Annotated in this window: 13 protein-coding genes; 9 read left to right on the top strand and 4 right to left on the bottom strand. The window is 43.3% G+C overall.

Going from position 1 to position 15,854, the window contains the following annotated elements:
* From PL85_RS00995 to PL85_RS00985, 3 genes are all read left to right on the top strand, one after another.
* The coding region (locus PL85_RS00995) for a DUF3360 family protein (RefSeq protein ID WP_215809347.1) at positions 1–792 on the top strand (792 nt) is incomplete at its 5' end.
* A 268-nt stretch (positions 793–1,060) separates the two neighbouring features.
* Entirely contained in the window at positions 1,061–3,337 is a 2,277-nt protein-coding gene (pflB, locus tag PL85_RS00990; protein ID WP_013856546.1) for a formate C-acetyltransferase, read from the top strand.
* Between the two features lie 201 nt (positions 3,338–3,538).
* Entirely contained in the window at positions 3,539–4,525 is a 987-nt protein-coding gene (locus tag PL85_RS00985; protein ID WP_026028681.1) for a lipid A deacylase LpxR family protein, read from the top strand.
* 17 nt (positions 4,526–4,542) lie between these two features.
* On the opposite strand, the gene PL85_RS00980 is transcribed toward PL85_RS00985, so the two are convergent.
* The gene (locus tag PL85_RS00980) at positions 4,543–6,420 is read right to left on the bottom strand and encodes a methyl-accepting chemotaxis protein (RefSeq protein ID WP_013856544.1); all 1,878 of its coding nucleotides are present in this window, start codon (positions 6,418–6,420) and stop codon (positions 4,543–4,545) included.
* A 201-nt stretch (positions 6,421–6,621) separates the two neighbouring features.
* Between PL85_RS00980 and pflA the strand changes: the two genes are divergently transcribed.
* From pflA to PL85_RS00950, 6 genes are all read left to right on the top strand, one after another.
* Entirely contained in the window at positions 6,622–7,362 is a 741-nt protein-coding gene (pflA, locus tag PL85_RS00975) for a pyruvate formate lyase 1-activating protein (RefSeq protein WP_013856543.1), read from the top strand.
* 64 nt (positions 7,363–7,426) lie between these two features.
* Complete coding sequence (locus tag PL85_RS00970) at positions 7,427–8,092, top strand: energy-coupling factor ABC transporter permease (protein ID WP_019280921.1); 666 nt, start codon at positions 7,427–7,429, stop codon at positions 8,090–8,092.
* Positions 8,093–8,215: 123 nt separating this feature from the next.
* Positions 8,216–8,716: a YfbU family protein gene (locus tag PL85_RS00965; protein ID WP_013856541.1), complete on the top strand. Its 501-nt coding sequence runs from the start codon at positions 8,216–8,218 to the stop codon at positions 8,714–8,716.
* Positions 8,717–9,004: 288 nt separating this feature from the next.
* Positions 9,005–10,939, top strand: a complete 1,935-nt coding sequence (locus PL85_RS00960) for a PrkA family serine protein kinase (protein WP_013856540.1) — start codon at positions 9,005–9,007, stop codon at positions 10,937–10,939.
* A gap of 82 nt (positions 10,940–11,021) precedes the next feature.
* On the top strand, positions 11,022–12,293 hold the full coding sequence (locus PL85_RS00955) for a YeaH/YhbH family protein (RefSeq protein ID WP_017042294.1): 1,272 nt from the start codon (positions 11,022–11,024) through the stop codon (positions 12,291–12,293).
* Positions 12,294–12,305: 12 nt separating this feature from the next.
* Complete coding sequence (locus PL85_RS00950) at positions 12,306–13,844, top strand: SpoVR family protein (protein WP_081244989.1); 1,539 nt, start codon at positions 12,306–12,308, stop codon at positions 13,842–13,844.
* Positions 13,845–13,927: 83 nt separating this feature from the next.
* On the opposite strand, the gene kdsB is transcribed toward PL85_RS00950, so the two are convergent.
* From kdsB to lpxK, 3 genes are read right to left on the bottom strand one after another with little or no spacing between them, the layout of a single operon-like run.
* Complete coding sequence (gene kdsB, locus PL85_RS00945; protein WP_088728955.1) at positions 13,928–14,686, bottom strand: 3-deoxy-manno-octulosonate cytidylyltransferase; 759 nt, start codon at positions 14,684–14,686, stop codon at positions 13,928–13,930.
* A complete protein-coding gene (locus tag PL85_RS00940; protein ID WP_013856535.1) occupies positions 14,686–14,865 on the bottom strand; it encodes a Trm112 family protein in 180 nt (59 codons plus the stop codon). Before PL85_RS00940 ends, kdsB begins: the two co-directional genes overlap by 1 nt.
* On the bottom strand, positions 14,846–15,853 hold the full coding sequence (lpxK, locus tag PL85_RS00935) for a tetraacyldisaccharide 4'-kinase (RefSeq protein ID WP_088728956.1): 1,008 nt from the start codon (positions 15,851–15,853) through the stop codon (positions 14,846–14,848). Before lpxK ends, PL85_RS00940 begins: the two co-directional genes overlap by 20 nt.
* Position 15,854 lies beyond the last annotated feature (1 nt).

Raw genomic sequence — 15,854 nt, 5'->3', positions numbered from 1 at the left:
GCAATGACAGGGCTTGCGATTGCGCTTTTATTCGGTACTGGCTTTGATCTTCAATTTGAAACTCAAATGGGCTTACCTAACCTTAATCCTGTTTACTGGTGGGGCTCAACCACTGAAGGTTGGATGCTTGGTTTGCCAACAGTAGAACACTTTATCGCCTCATTGCCCTTTGCTATTTTGGCCGTTGCGATGTGGTCACCAGATTTCCTTGGTCACCGAATTTTCCAAGAATTGAACTATCCAAAGAGAACTGAAAAAGTACTGATGGATGTTGATGACACAATGACCATGTGTTCAATTCGTCAAATGGTAGGTACAGCACTTGGTGGTGGTAATATCACATCGTCATGGGGAACGTATATGATCCCAGCGGCGATTGCTAAACGCCCAATTCCTGGTGGTGCCATCATCTTAGGTTTATTGGTCATGACTATTGCTATCCTTGGCTTCCCTATGGACGTAGCGGTTTGGCCTCCAGTGATGCGTATTGCTCTATTAGTAGGGGTATTTCTTCCTTTACTAGAAGCGGGTATGCAAATGGTAAGAAACACAAAAGATTCACAAGCAGCGGGCATCTGTATCTTTGGTAGCGCTGTGGTGAACCCTGTTCTAGCGTGGGCATTGACCATGCTACTCGATAACAATGGCCTAATTGGCGACAAAGAACGTGCATCAAAGCTGTCTTTTATCGATAAAATCATCATTCCAGGTGGTGTGCTGATCATCTGTTTAATTGCTATGCTTGCGGTTGGTATGCTTGAAAACCAATACGGTTTAAAAGCTTGGCTATAATGAGCTTGGACTAATACGAATTTGGGTAGTGCTCGCACTACCCAAACTTTATTTGAAAAATTTAACTTTTATTGATTTAGTTTAAGGTTTGCAAAAAAATTTTAGTCTAATCTTGCATTCAAGGCTTAAAAGCACAATATCTATATTCAGATAATTGAATAGTGTGAATATAGATATTGTATTAATAGAGTGTACTGCTCCTTTCGAGGATAACTGGCTCAACGGTGAAGACGGTACGTGTTTTTTCTACTAAAAAGGTAGGTATGTCATGGCAGAGCAATTTGCTAAAGCTTGGGAAAGTTTTGTTGCAGGTGAGTGGCAAAACGAAGTTAACGTTCGTGATTTTATTCAAAAGAACTATACGCCGTATGAAGGTGACGAATCTTTCCTAGTTTCTGAAGGTACTGAAGCGACAAACAAGCTTTGGGCTAAAGTAATGGAAGGTATCAAACAGGAAAACGCGACTAAGGCCCCTGTCGATTTCGATACTGACGTTATTTCTACCATCACTGCTCACGATGCAGGCTACATCGAAAAAGATCTTGAAACTATCGTTGGTCTACAAACTGAGAAACCACTTAAGCGCGCTATCATCCCTAACGGTGGTGTGCGTATGGTTGAAGGTTCTTGCAAAGCATACGGTAGAACTCTTGACCCTATGATTTCAAAAATCTACTCAGAATACCGTAAAACTCACAACGCTGGCGTTTTCGATATCTACACTCCTGATATCCTAGCGTGTCGTAAGTCTGGTGTTCTGACGGGCCTTCCTGATGCTTATGGTCGTGGCCGTATCATTGGTGACTACCGTCGCGTAGCACTTTACGGTATTGATTTCCTAATGAAGGATAAGCTGGCTCAATTCACTTCTCTACAAGAGCGTTTTGAGAACGGCGAAGATCTAACGGCAACGATGCAACTTCGTGAAGAAATTGCAGAACAACACCGCGCACTTGGCCAAATGAAAAAAATGGCTGAAAAATACGGTTTTGACATCTCTCGCCCAGCAGAAACTGCACAAGAAGCTATCCAGTGGACTTACTTCGGCTATCTAGCTGCTGTTAAATCACAAAACGGTGCGGCAATGTCGCTAGGTCGTACTTCGACTTTCCTAGATATCTTCATCCAACGTGATCTAGAAGCGGGTAAAATCACTGAAGTACAAGCTCAAGAAATGATCGACCACTTCGTAATGAAGCTGCGTATGGTTCGTTTCCTACGTACTCCTGAATACGATGAACTATTCTCTGGCGACCCAATTTGGGCAACAGAATCAATGGGTGGTATGGGTCTTGACGGTCGTACACTCGTTACGCGTTCTAACTTCCGTTTCCTAAACAGCCTATACACTATGGGTCCTTCTCCAGAGCCAAACATAACTGTACTTTGGTCTGAGCAGCTACCTGACGGCTTTAAACGTTTCTGTGCAAAAGTATCTATCGATACTTCATCTATCCAGTACGAAAACGACGATTTAATGCGTCCAGACATGAACTCTGACGACTATGCTATCGCATGTTGTGTATCGCCAATGGTTGTAGGTAAACAAATGCAGTTCTTCGGAGCGCGTGCAAACCTTGCTAAAACCATGCTTTACACCATCAATGGTGGTATTGATGAGAAGTTGAAAATCCAAGTTGGTCCTAAAATGGACAAGATCGCAGGTGAGTATCTTGACTATGACGAACTATGGGCAAAAATGGACCACTTCATGGATTGGTTGGCGAAGCAATATGTGACCGCACTAAACAGCATTCACTACATGCACGACAAATACAGCTATGAAGCCGCGCTAATGGCACTGCATGATCGTGACGTTAAACGTACGATGGCATGTGGTATTGCTGGCCTGTCTGTTGCTGCTGACTCTCTATCTGCAATCAAATACGCAAAAGTTAAGCCAATTCGTGACGAAGATGGCCTAGCGATCGATTTCGAAATCGAAGGTGATTATCCTAAATTTGGTAACAATGACGCTCGCGTTGATGACATCGCATGCCAACTTGTTTCTACGTTTATGGGCAAAATCCGTAAACTTAAGATGTACCGTGATGCAATTCCAACTCAGTCTATCCTGACTATCACTTCAAACGTGGTATATGGTAAGAAAACAGGTAACACACCTGATGGTCGTCGTGCTGGTATGCCTTTCGCACCGGGTGCAAACCCAATGCATGGCCGTGATGAAAAAGGTGCAGTAGCATCATTGACTTCAGTAGCGAAACTACCGTTTGCTGATGCACAAGATGGTATTTCTTATACTTTCTCTATCGTTCCAAATGCGTTAGGCAAAGAAGAAGCAAGTCAACGTGCAAACCTTGCTGGCCTGATGGATGGTTACTTCCACCATGAAGCAGGCATTGAGGGTGGCCAACACCTAAACGTGAACGTGCTTAATCGCGAAACTTTAGAAGATGCGGTTAAACACCCTGAGAAATACCCTCAGCTAACCATTCGTGTATCTGGCTATGCTGTGCGTTTTAACTCACTGACAGCTGAACAACAAGCTGACGTTATTGCACGTACTTTCACTGAATCGCTATAATTTCAGTTAAATTACTAGCAAAATAGTTAAGCCCTGCTCGATGAGTGGGGCTTTTTTTATACTCAGAAATCAAAAATGCGCAATGCATCGACCACAAATGTTACGCTTACCACATTTATTTTGATTCAATTGCCTATTTATCAACTAAATAGCGCATCTTTCCTATATGATTAGGGCTTGTCTATACTCTGCAGTGTTCGTATGAAGCTATTTCACATTCTTCCATTGACGTTACTCAGTGCTTCTGCGCTGGCCTCTCAACACGCAACGGTTGCTTTTAACCTCGATAACGATGGCGTATTTGGCGTAGATCGCGACTACACCAATGGTTTATTTTTAAGCTACACCTCAGGGGCGATTGCTCCATATTGGTGGGCTAAACCACTCAGCCTTTCTGTTTGGGGAGCGGCCCCATTGGACAAATGGGAAATCAGCATTGGCCACAAAATGTGGACTCCTTCGGAGATTTCTCTCACCAAACCAGAGCCGAATGAACGACCTTACGCTGGGTATTTACACACCGAGCTTAACTATATTAGTTTGCATCCCCAACAAGCCACGCGGGCAAATTTAACCATTGGAACCACCGGAGATGCTGCGCTTTCTGAGAAAGCGCAAAAGTTAGTGCACAGCATAACTAAATCTGACGAACCCAATGGTTGGGCCTACCAAGTAGAGGAAAAAATCGTCGGCAGCGTGGGTTATCTGTCTCACTTTAATCTGACACGATACCGCAGCTATGCAGGAACTGACGTTGAGCTTTCCAACGTTTCAGAGGTCAATGTAGGTAACTTTCGCAGTGATCTCTCCACAGGTTTTATGATGCGTTGGGGGACCGATCTTGCGGGTAACTTTGGCAGTGCTCAAATCAGTGCAGAAAACCCTTTCTCGGCAGGGATGATTGGTGCCTCGGATACTGGATGGTTTCTATTCGGAGGTGTAGAAGGACGCTATCGCTTCAATGACATTACCATCGAAGGAGATAGGCCTTTAAACGGATTGGATCACCCATCTGAATATTACCAAGTTAACTTGGAAAATCTTCAGGCGACCGCCGTAGTTGGTGCGGCTTGGTATATTCAACAAGTCGGTGCGAGTTTAACGTTCACCGCAAACACACCTGAGTATAAGGAAGACAAAAACTCCATTCACGGTGTCGGTAATATTTCTCTTTTTGCTTTTTTCTAACGTTTAGCAAACTGAAATTATATGGTGAAACTTTGGCAGTCTACACTTAGGCTGCTAGAGCGTTTATCCACAATCTGGCTGGTTGCTCTTAACTGTTCATTGTTCTCTTCCAAGGCTTTCATGGCTCGAGATATTTGTATCATATTATCTGCCATTGAATGGCTAGTCGTCGCCAAATCTCGAATAGATGCAAAAATGGCTTCTGTTTTATTCGCCGCTTCATCTGCTTTTTTGATAATTTGCGCGATGGCCTGTATCGCCTCATTACCTTTCTCTTGCCCACTCTGCATAGACTGCTCAGATTGCGCAATATAAGTGATTACTTCCGCACTTTCCTTTTGCATAGTATCAATAGTGCCGGAAATTTCGGCCACGGCATTGACCGTTCTTACCGCTAAACTTCGAACTTCATCAGCGACAACAGCAAAGCCACGACCTTGCTCTCCCGCTCTCGCCGCTTCAATTGCGGCATTGAGTGCCAATAAGTTAGTCTGCTCGGCAATACCATTAATGATGTCCATCACCGAGTCTACTTTTGCAGAAGCTTGTTCAAGTTGATGAATGTGGCCTGCGGCCGAGCTTAGGATTTTACCAACCTCAACCAGTGACGTAATAGCAACGGAAATCACTTTTCCTCCCTCTTCTGCGCTTTGCATAGAAGATTTGCTGAGTTCCGCAACGAACTCCAATGAATTGGAGACTTCTTGGGTCGTCACGCTGACCTCTTCTGTGGCCGATGCCAATAATTGCGTTTGTCCCAAAACGTCAGATTGATTTGTCACCAAAGTGTCTAATCCAACATTCAGTGACGCGGCATCACCAGACAAGGCTTCACTGCTTTTCTGCACACCACTCACCAATTTCCCTAAATTTTCACAGCTTTGGTTAATGGCCAATGCCAGTTGATTGAATTCGTCCTTTTCGTTATTCGTCATCGGCATACGGCGTGACAAATCGCCACGCGAGATATTGTTCAACACGTGAATTGTTTGCGACAAAGAACGAGAAAGAGAAAAACTAAAGGTAAGGAAAATAGCAATGGTCAATATGGCAAGTAACGCACAGGCCGCCAATACAGACCACTGTGTTTGCGATGCGGTCGTTTTTGCGGCCAACTGATATTGCTCACTCAACGCGGAAAGCTTGGTTGAAATATCTTGAATCACCGACTTAACTTGCGCCTCTGTATCGCCTCTTTGTTTCTCCATCACTTGCAATTGCTGAGACAGTTCACTCACACGTAAAAAAGCCTGTTTAAATTGTTGTATCTCTTTTTCATACAGATCCAACATCGAATAAGAATCAGACATATTGACGAAACTGGCCATAGCACGATTAAACAGTTTTAAGTTTTGCTCCGTGGGTTCTAATAAATAATTTTGCTGCGCCTTAACCATGGCTTGAAAATCCGAGTTGATTGTAACCATCCCCGTCTCATCTATCTTTTTCTCTATCGTGGTGGCCAACGTTTTCAGCTCGCCCAGTTTACCTTCGTTCACATTGAAACCCACTTCTGATTTCACTTGCAACCAAGGACGCAAAAATTGGTCAAATTGTTTGGCCGCCTTGAGCAACACTTCCCCTTCTTGAGCAAAATTGGTCTTTTGCAGGAAAGCAACATTAGCATTCACCTCTTCCATCAACTGATCCAATTTATTCAAAATCGAGTTGACCTGATTGCCTTGCATGTTGTTTAGCTCTGATGCAAGCGACAACAAATTTGCTTGAGTAGTAAATATCGCCACAGAACCGGATGCCACTTCGCCACTGGAGCGATACTGTTCATCCATTCCCATCAAGCTCTTTGCGGTATAAATCCCTAAACCTAAAAAACCAACACAAAGGATAACTAAAAATAGACTGATTTTTTGCTTTTGAGAAAACTGTACATCCATGAACTATTCCTTATTTAAACCCTATCGCATTCAACGAGTTCTTATTTCTATACAGTGTAGTCAATGTGCAGAATTTCATGACATTCATTTTAAGCCACAACATATGGTTTAGGATATGCGGCGGCAATTGCACATTAACCCTACTTAATCCCTACTATTTGTAATAAAATAACAGGCAAATAACCTATTCGAGATGAACTGATGTCAACAACTGGTCGTATTCATTCTTTTGAGTCTTGTGGCACGGTAGATGGCCCTGGAATTCGCTTCATTGTTTTTATGCAAGGCTGCCTAATGCGTTGTATGTATTGTCATAATCGTGACACATGGGACACCCATGAAGGCAAGGAAGTGACTGTTGAAGAAATCATTACCGAAGCAAAATCTTATCGCCATTTTATGAAAGCCTCTGGCGGCGGAATTACCTGCTCAGGCGGTGAAGCTATGCTTCAACCTGAATTTGTTCGTGATTTATTCCGCGCAGCGCAAGCTGAGGGCATTCACACCTGCTTAGATACCAACGGTTATATTCGCAAACACACAGACGTGATTGATGAAGTACTCGATGCCACTGATTTAGTGATGTTAGACATCAAACACATGAAAGATGAGATCCACCATGATTTTATTGGTGTGTCGAATAAACGAACCTTAGATTTCGCGCGCTACTTACACACCATAGGTAAAAAAACGTGGATCCGTTATGTGATTGTTCCTGGCTACACTGATGACGAAGAAGCGGCTCATATGCTTGGTGATTTTATTAAAGATATGGATAACATCGAGAAAGTAGAGCTGCTGCCTTATCACAAATTGGGCGCTCATAAATGGGAAGCAATGGGGCTAGAATACCCATTAGAAGGTGTGAATCCGCCGTCAAAAGAGACCATGGACAAAATCGTTGGGATCTTAGCTCAGTATCACTCAAACATAAAATATTGATTGCTTGATTTAATAACCATAAAAATGCCAGCATAATGCTGGTATTTTTATAGAGAGGCTAGCCATGCAGCTGGAACAACTTGCGGTGCTATTGCTCCTGCTACTTGTTGGGTTAACGACCCTTCGCGATTTTAAATACTCATTTTGGACAAAGTTTAAGGCCGAGAAATCCTTTCAGCATCTCACCTATTTTGCCTCTTTTGCGCTTTTTCTTTTGTGGTTAGCTCAAGCCGGAGTGACCGAAGGATTGCCTATCCATTTTCTCGGTTTAACAACCCTCACGATGATGTTTGGCTGGCGCTGCGCATTTGTTATAACTATTCCTGTTACATTCGCACTGGCGGCGGTCGGTAAACTGGCCTTCTTTAACATCCCCGAATACTTACTGCTATCATCGCTACTGCCAATCCTAGTTAGTTATGCTTTGTTTGCTTTGAGTTATCATTATCTACCGCGCAATATTTTTGTGTTTATTTTTGTGGCTGGTTTTTTAAATGGCGGCCTGACGGGTAGCCTGCATTTGGCCATTAACACCGCTTATCAATTGCTTCTTGGGCAACATGACTGGCAAGTCATCCGCGATAATTACCTAATTTTTGTTCCTTTACTCGCTTTCCCAGAAGGGCTGCTCAATGGTATGGCGTTAGCGATACTATCCGTATTTAAGCCAGAATGGTTGCGTGTCTTTTCCGACAAAGATTATATCTATAACCACTTACACAAAAAGTAACAAGAATTGCACACATTTTATGCTTTCCATATTAAATCCGTGTTGAGATCATGTTTCATTGTCGATAATTGCTGTTAACCTTATGCCATCAAATAGAACATAAAATTTAGTGAGGCTACCTCCATGGAAATGACCAACGCTCAACGACTGATTCTATCTAATCAGTATTTTTTGATGTCACAGATGGATCCCAACAACGCCAAAAAATACAAGCGGTTACAAACCATTGTAGAACGTGGTTATGAACTGCAAATGCGAGAACTCAACAAAGAATTTGGCTGCTTGACCGAAGCGGAGTGCCGCGAAGTGATCGACATCATGGAGATGTATCACGCCATGCAAGAATCACACAAAATGCTCTCCGATGCAGAAAGCAAAAATGTGGATCAGCGCCGCCTGCACTTTTTAGGGTTTGATATCGCTAAAGAGTCACAACGCGTTCATTACGTGCGTTTCTTGGTTGAGTCTGAAGGGCTTTACCCACAATTTGATAAAGCCGATCACCACTTCAACAGCCAAATGCCAATGTCAGATAAATATCGTCGCATGTTAACGGCTTGGCGTAATTGTCCTCGCCAATACCATTTGTCAACCGCAGAATTTACACAAATTTTTAATGCCTAAATTTTAATACCTAGCAAGGTAGGCTGACGAAAGATGAAAAGACGCAGACACTGCGTCTTTTTTACATTTCCCCTCGCAGTTGTTAACTCCAACACCAACTTATCCCTCGAACTCTTGATATTCATACACTAAATAGTTCAACCTGATCGACGTTATTACTGTCACGAAATTTAAATAAACACATAATTGTTAAGCAAAATTGTCAAACTCGGACTAGTCTTAAATTGTTATTAATTTGTGTTTTTAAGCGGTGTTGTCAGTTAGACAGTTTTCAGAGGGGAATTCACTATGAGTATTTTTGACCACTTTCAGGCACGCTATGAAGCCGCCAAGGATGAAGAACTATCACTGCAAGAGTTTTTAGCTCTGTGTAAAGAAGATAAAAGTGCTTATGCCAATGCAGCAGAGCGGCTGTTAATGGCGATTGGTGAGCCTGAGCTGATAGACACAGCAAAACACCCCCGATTGAGTCGCATTTTCTCTAACCGGGTGATTTCTCGTTATAAAACTTTTGAGGATTTCTATGGCATGGAAGAAGCCATAGAACAGATTGTTTCCTACCTCAAACACGCTGCCCAAGGTTTAGAAGAAAGAAAACAAATTCTCTATCTACTCGGTCCAGTTGGTGGCGGTAAATCTTCACTGGCGGAGAAACTCAAAGCTTTAATGCAACAAATGCCTATTTATGTTTTGTCTGCAAATGGCGTTCGTAGCCCAGTCAATGACCACCCATTTTGCCTGTTTGATGTGGTTGAAGATGGCGAAATCCTCAAGCAGGAATATGGGATAGAAAAACGCTATTTACGCTCAATTACATCACCTTGGGCGGCCAAACGCTTACACGAGTTTGGTGGTGATATTTCCAAATTCAAAGTCGTCAAAGTACGACCTTCAATTCTCGATCAAATTGCCGTCGCAAAAACAGAGCCCGGTGATGAAAACAACCAAGACATTTCGTCACTGGTTGGGAAAGTGGATATTCGAAAACTCGAGCATTTCTCGCAAGATGACCCCGATGCATATAGCTATTCCGGTGCACTCTGTAAAGCCAACCAAGGGTTAATGGAGTTTGTTGAGATGTTCAAAGCGCCAATTAAGGTGCTTCACCCACTCTTAACCGCCACGCAAGAAGGAAACTTCAACGGAACAGAAGGGTTATCCGCCCTACCCTTTGATGGCATGATTTTAGCGCACTCAAACGAATCAGAGTGGCAGACATTCCGTAACAACAAAAACAACGAAGCGTTTTTGGACCGGGTTTATATCGTTAAAGTCCCTTACTGTTTACGCGTCTCGGAAGAAGTGAAAATTTACCAAAAACTGCTTGAACACAGTGAACTATCCAAAGCGCCATGCTCACCAAGCACACTAGAATTACTTGGTCAATTTAGTATCCTCTCGCGCCTAAAAGTGCCGGAAAACTCGTCACTATTCTCCAAAATGCGCGTCTACGATGGTGAAACGCTAAAAGATACCGATCCAAAAGCAAAAAGCTATCAAGAGTATCGTGACTACGCAGGTGTTGACGAAGGTATGTCCGGTTTATCGACTCGCTTTGCCTTTAAAATACTGTCGCGCGTATTCAACTTTGACCAAACGGAAGTTGCGGCTAACCCCGTTCATCTGTTCTATGTCATCGAACAGCAAGTTGAACGCGAGCAGTTCCCTCAAGAAATCGCTGAACGATATATGGAGTTTTTAAAAGGCTACTTAGTGCCTCGTTATGTCGAGTTCATTGGTAAAGAGATTCAAACGGCTTATTTGGAATCTTATTCTGAATATGGTCAAAATATTTTTGACCGCTACGTTACTTATGCTGATTTCTGGATCCAAGACCAAGAGTATCGTGATCCTGAAACTGGCCAACTTTTCGATCGTTCATCGCTCAATAACGAGTTAGAAAAAATCGAGAAAACAGCAGGCATTAGTAACCCGAAAGATTTCCGAAATGAAATCGTCAATTTTGTACTGCGTGCGAAAGCGCACAACAATGGACAAAATCCGGTTTGGACCAGTTACGAAAAACTGCGTACCGTCATTGAGAAAAAAATGTTCTCAAATACCGAAGAGCTACTTCCTGTTATCTCTTTTAATGCCAAAACCTCATCGGATGATCAGAAAAAACACGACGATTTTGTCGCTCGTATGATGGAGAAAGGTTATACAGAAAAACAAGTAAGGCTGTTGTCTGAGTGGTATTTACGCGTCCGTAAATCTTCTTAACTTCAAGCAAACCAAAACCTGTACATGCGTTAGCCATACCAACAATGGCTAACGTAAAGGTGACGTTTTCAAGGGGATACTCATGGCGCAATTTATCGATAGAAGATTGAACGGTAAAAACAAAAGCGCGGTCAATAGACAACGCTTTTTACGCCGTCATAAAGAGCAGATCAAAGAATCTGTTGCAGACGCAGTGAATCGTCGCTCCATCACCAACACCGAGTCTGGCGAAGATGTGTCGATCCCAAATCACGACATCAAAGAACCCGTGTTTCATCAAGGAAAAGGCGGCTTGAAAGAACGGGTTCACCCGGGTAATGACCAGTTTATTACTGGTGATAAAATTGAGAGACCTAAAGGTGGCGGACAAGGCAATGGTTCAGGACAAGGTGATGCGAGTGCTGATGGCGAAGGTCAAGATGAATTTATTTTCCAAATCTCTAAAGATGAATATCTTGATCTACTGTTTGAAGATCTGGAATTGCCTAATCTAGAAAAAAATCAAATCAATAAGATTACAGAATGGAAAACTCATCGCGCGGGTTTCAAAACGGCAGGTGTACCGTCGAACATTGCTGTAGTTCGCTCTTTGCAACAATCACTGGCTCGCCGCACCGCAATGACAGCGGGAAAACGTCGTTTAATGGGGGAATTAGAAGAAGAGTTACTGCGCATTCAAAATAGAGAGCCCGCTCAAGTATTAGAAGAGAAGCGACTTAAGCAAGAAATCGAAGCGTTGCGTAAAAAAATTGAAAGTGTGCCGTTTATTGATACGTTTGACCTACGTTTCAAAAACTTTGAAAAACGCCCCATTCCATCGAGCCAAGCTGTTATGTTCTGCTTAATGGATGTGTCGGGTTCAATGGATCAAGCGACTAAAGATATTGCCAAACGTTTTTACGTGTTGCTGTATCTATTTTTAACTCGCACTTATGAAAATGTCGAAGTGGTGTTTATTCGTCACCATACGCAAGCCAAAGAGGTGGATGAGCACGAGTTCTTCTACTCTCAAGAGACCGGCGGCACGATTGTTTCTAGCGCACTGAAATTAATGCATGAAATCATTGAACAACGCTACCCACTCGGCGAATGGAACATCTACGCAGCTCAAGCATCCGATGGTGATAACTGGGCTGATGATTCGCCTCGTTGTAAAGAACTCCTCACCAATAAGCTTCTGCCATATTGCCAGTATTACGCTTATATTGAAATCACTCGTCGCTCACACCAAACCTTGTGGCACGAGTACGAAAAATTACAACCCTCATTTGGCAATTTTGCGATTAAAAACATTCGCACCGTGGATGACATATTCCCTGTATTTAGGGAGCTATTCCAAAAGGAAACAGCTTAGGGAGGCATACTAATGACAACAAAAGCGAAAGGTACTTCAAAACGCAAGAGCAAATTGTTACCAGACGGGCCTGACTGGACGTTTGAGCTTTTGGAGAAATACCATACTGAAATACGCCGGGTAGCTGAGTTTTATCGTCTCGATACTTACCCTAATCAAATTGAAGTTATTACCTCCGAGCAGATGATGGATGCCTACTCCAGCATTGGCATGCCGATTAATTACAGCCACTGGTCATTTGGCAAAAAATTTATTCAAACGGAACAAGGTTACAAACACGGCCAAATGGGGCTCGCGTATGAGATCGTTATTAACTCAGACCCATGCATTGCCTATTTGATGGAAGAAAACACCGTCACTATGCAAGCCTTAGTGATGGCGCACGCTTGCTATGGACACAACTCGTTTTTCAAAGGCAACTACCTTTTCCAAACTTGGACGGATGCGAGCTCTATCATTGACTATCTCTTGTTTGCCAAAAACTACATTTCAGAATGCGAAGAAAAATATGGCGTACCCGAAGTCGAATCGCTGCTCGACTCATGCCACGCGTTAATGAATTATGGTGTTGACCGCTATAAAAGACCTGAAAAAATATCGATAGCAGAAGAAAAAGCACGTCAAGAAGAGCGCGAAGCTTATCTACAATCGCAAGTTAATGAACTGTGGCGCACCGTGCCTAAAGCAAAAACCAAAGAAGAAGATCTTAAAGTTCGTTTTCCAAGTGAGCCACAAGAAAACATTCTTTATTTCATTGAGAAACATGCGCCACTGCTTGAGCCATGGCAACGGGAGATCGTTCGTATTGTGAGGAAAATAAGCCAATATTTTTACCCACAAAAACAGACGCAAGTGATGAATGAAGGCTGGGCCACATTCTGGCACTACACTATCTTGAATCACCTTTATGATGAAGGTTTTGTTTCTGAGAAATTCATTCTTGAGTTTCTACACAGCCACACCAGTGTCGTCGCACAACCTTCTTACAACAGCCCCTATTTTAGTGGCATCAATCCATATGCACTTGGCTTTGCTATGTTTAAAGATATTAAACGTATTTGTGAAGAGCCAACCGATGAAGATAGGGAATGGTTTCCTGAGCTTGCTGGCACAGAATGGTTAGATGCGCTTCATTTTGCTATGCACAACTTTAAGGACGAGAGCTTCATTAGCCAGTATCTTTCACCTAAAGTAATGCGCGATTTCAAGCTGTTTGCCATTGTGGATGATGATCGTAAGAATTTCATTGAAGTTAGTGCCATTCACGATGATATTGGCTATCACGCCATCCGTGAAAAGCTTGCAGCGCAGTATAATCTCAGTAACTTAGAACCGAATATTCAAGTTTATAACGTGGATGTTCGTGGTGATCGTTCCCTGACGCTTCAACACGTTCCACACGATAGAATTCCTTTAGATCAAAGCTATCATGAGGTACTAAAACACCTTTACCGTTTATGGGGATTTGATGTCATTTTGGAAGAGCTCAAAGAGAGCGGCCGACGTGAAATTCTAGCCGCCTGCCCACAACTCCGTGAAACTCGGATTTAGCAATCCGAGACCAAAGAGAAAAAGGAGCTATTTAGCTCCTTTTTCTTAGTTTTTCCTTCGATCTTAGCGTAAATTCAAACAGTTTAAGCGTTATGTGAACTAACGAGAGCACGAACCAATTCAAGATCCTCTGGCGTATCAACCCCTGCAGGCGGTGCTTCTTTAGCAACAGCAACGTGAATTTTTTCACCATACCACAGTACTCGAAGCTGCTCTAAACACTCAATTTTCTCAAGTACACTGGGTTGCCAGTTGATATAAGTATTGATGAAACCAGCCCGATAAGCGTAAATACCAATATGACGTAGCAATGGCTGAATCACCGTTTGACCACCCGCTGCAAAATTGTCTCTATCCCAAGGAATTGTCGCACGGCTGAAATACAGCGCGTAACCCTCTTGATCTGTTACCACTTTAACCGCGTTAGGGTTAAACACTTCAGCTTGATCAGTAATTTCAACCGCTAAAGTCGCCATCGGCGCGCTACTGTTGGCTAAATTGTTAGCGACCTGCTTGATGATGCTCGGTGGAATGAGTGGCTCATCACCTTGTACGTTAACAATAATGTGGTGATCGGCAATGCCCATTAATTTCACCACTTCGGCTAAACGCTCAGTACCGGACTCGTGATGTGATGATGTCATACAAACATTGCCACCAAACGCATGGACAGCCGCTTCAACACGAGCATCATCAGTAGCAATAACGACCTGCTCAGCTCCCGATTGTAACGCTTGCTCATAAACCCACTGAATCATGGGTTTACCGCCGATATCAGCCAAAGGTTTGCCAGGTAAGCGAGTTGACTGATAACGAGCAGGGATAACAACGGTGAAAGCCATTATCGCCCCTCATCCATCGTCATGCTGCGCGCTTCTGGCTCAAGCAACACAGGAATCCCTTCTTTTATTGGGTAGGCCAAACGATCTAACTTACAAATAAGCTCTTGATTTTCTTTATCATAAGTCAACTTACTTTTACATACAGGGCAAGCTACAATTTCAAGCAGACGGTGATCCATATGACTCCATTACCTCTTTTATTTTGTCCAAAATACGCCTTTCATCTGGCGAACTAAATTGCGCAGAAACGGGAAGATACCACCAGTTTTCTTGTGCAAAGGCCGCACATTTCACTGCGTCTTTTTCTGTCATGATGACGTTTGCTCCATGTTGCGCAAGCGCCTCTAATTCTGAATATTGATACTCTCGGTGATCCGCAAAACCTTGGGTCAATACCGTCTTTGCACCTAAAGCTTCTAATGTATTGAAAAAGCGCGTGGGATAACCAATGCCAGCAAAAGCCACTAATGCAGCTAACTGGCTCACTGGCGCTTGCTGACCTGTCACTAAGTTAACGGCTAAGCTAGGTGAAAGGTGCATAGCCAATTCGCCATATTGAGCTTGACCGCCATTAGTCACAATAAAATCAACTTCCGATAACCGAGAGAGTGGCTCTCTTAACGGACCTAAAGGCATGAACTGCTCATTACCGAAGCGACGAACGCCGTCCACGACTGCAAATTCGAGATCACGCTCCAATGCATAGTGCTGAAGGCCATCGTCAGTGATGATCACATCAACACCCAACGGAAGCAGGGCTTGCACTGCTTGTGAGCGCTTTGGTGCAACAGCAACCGGAGCACCCGTGCGCTGGTGAATCAATTTAGGTTCGTCACCGCAGTGAGCGGTTGGCGTATCACTTTGCAGCACTAATGGATAAACCGGAGCCTTACCACCATACCCACGCGAAACAACTCCTGGTTTGAAGCCTTGTTCTTGTAAAGCTTCCACTAACCATACAACCAACGGTGTTTTACCATTACCACCCGCGGTAATATTACCCACCACCACCACAGGAACGGGAGCCTTATAGCGCTCTTTTTTGTTCGCTTGGAATGCTCGCTTACGTGCTTGACTGACCAACCGAAACAAGACACTCAGTGGCCACAACAGTGGCCACAACAAAAAACACGCTGGGTGATGTCCGAACCAGATTTTTTCAATCACT

The organism is Vibrio anguillarum (genome assembly GCF_001989995.2).
GTDB classification, from domain to species: Bacteria; Pseudomonadota; Gammaproteobacteria; order Enterobacterales; family Vibrionaceae; genus Vibrio; species Vibrio anguillarum.
The sequence above is the reverse complement of the archived record's forward strand: the minus strand, read 5'-3'. Positions and strand labels throughout refer to the sequence as shown.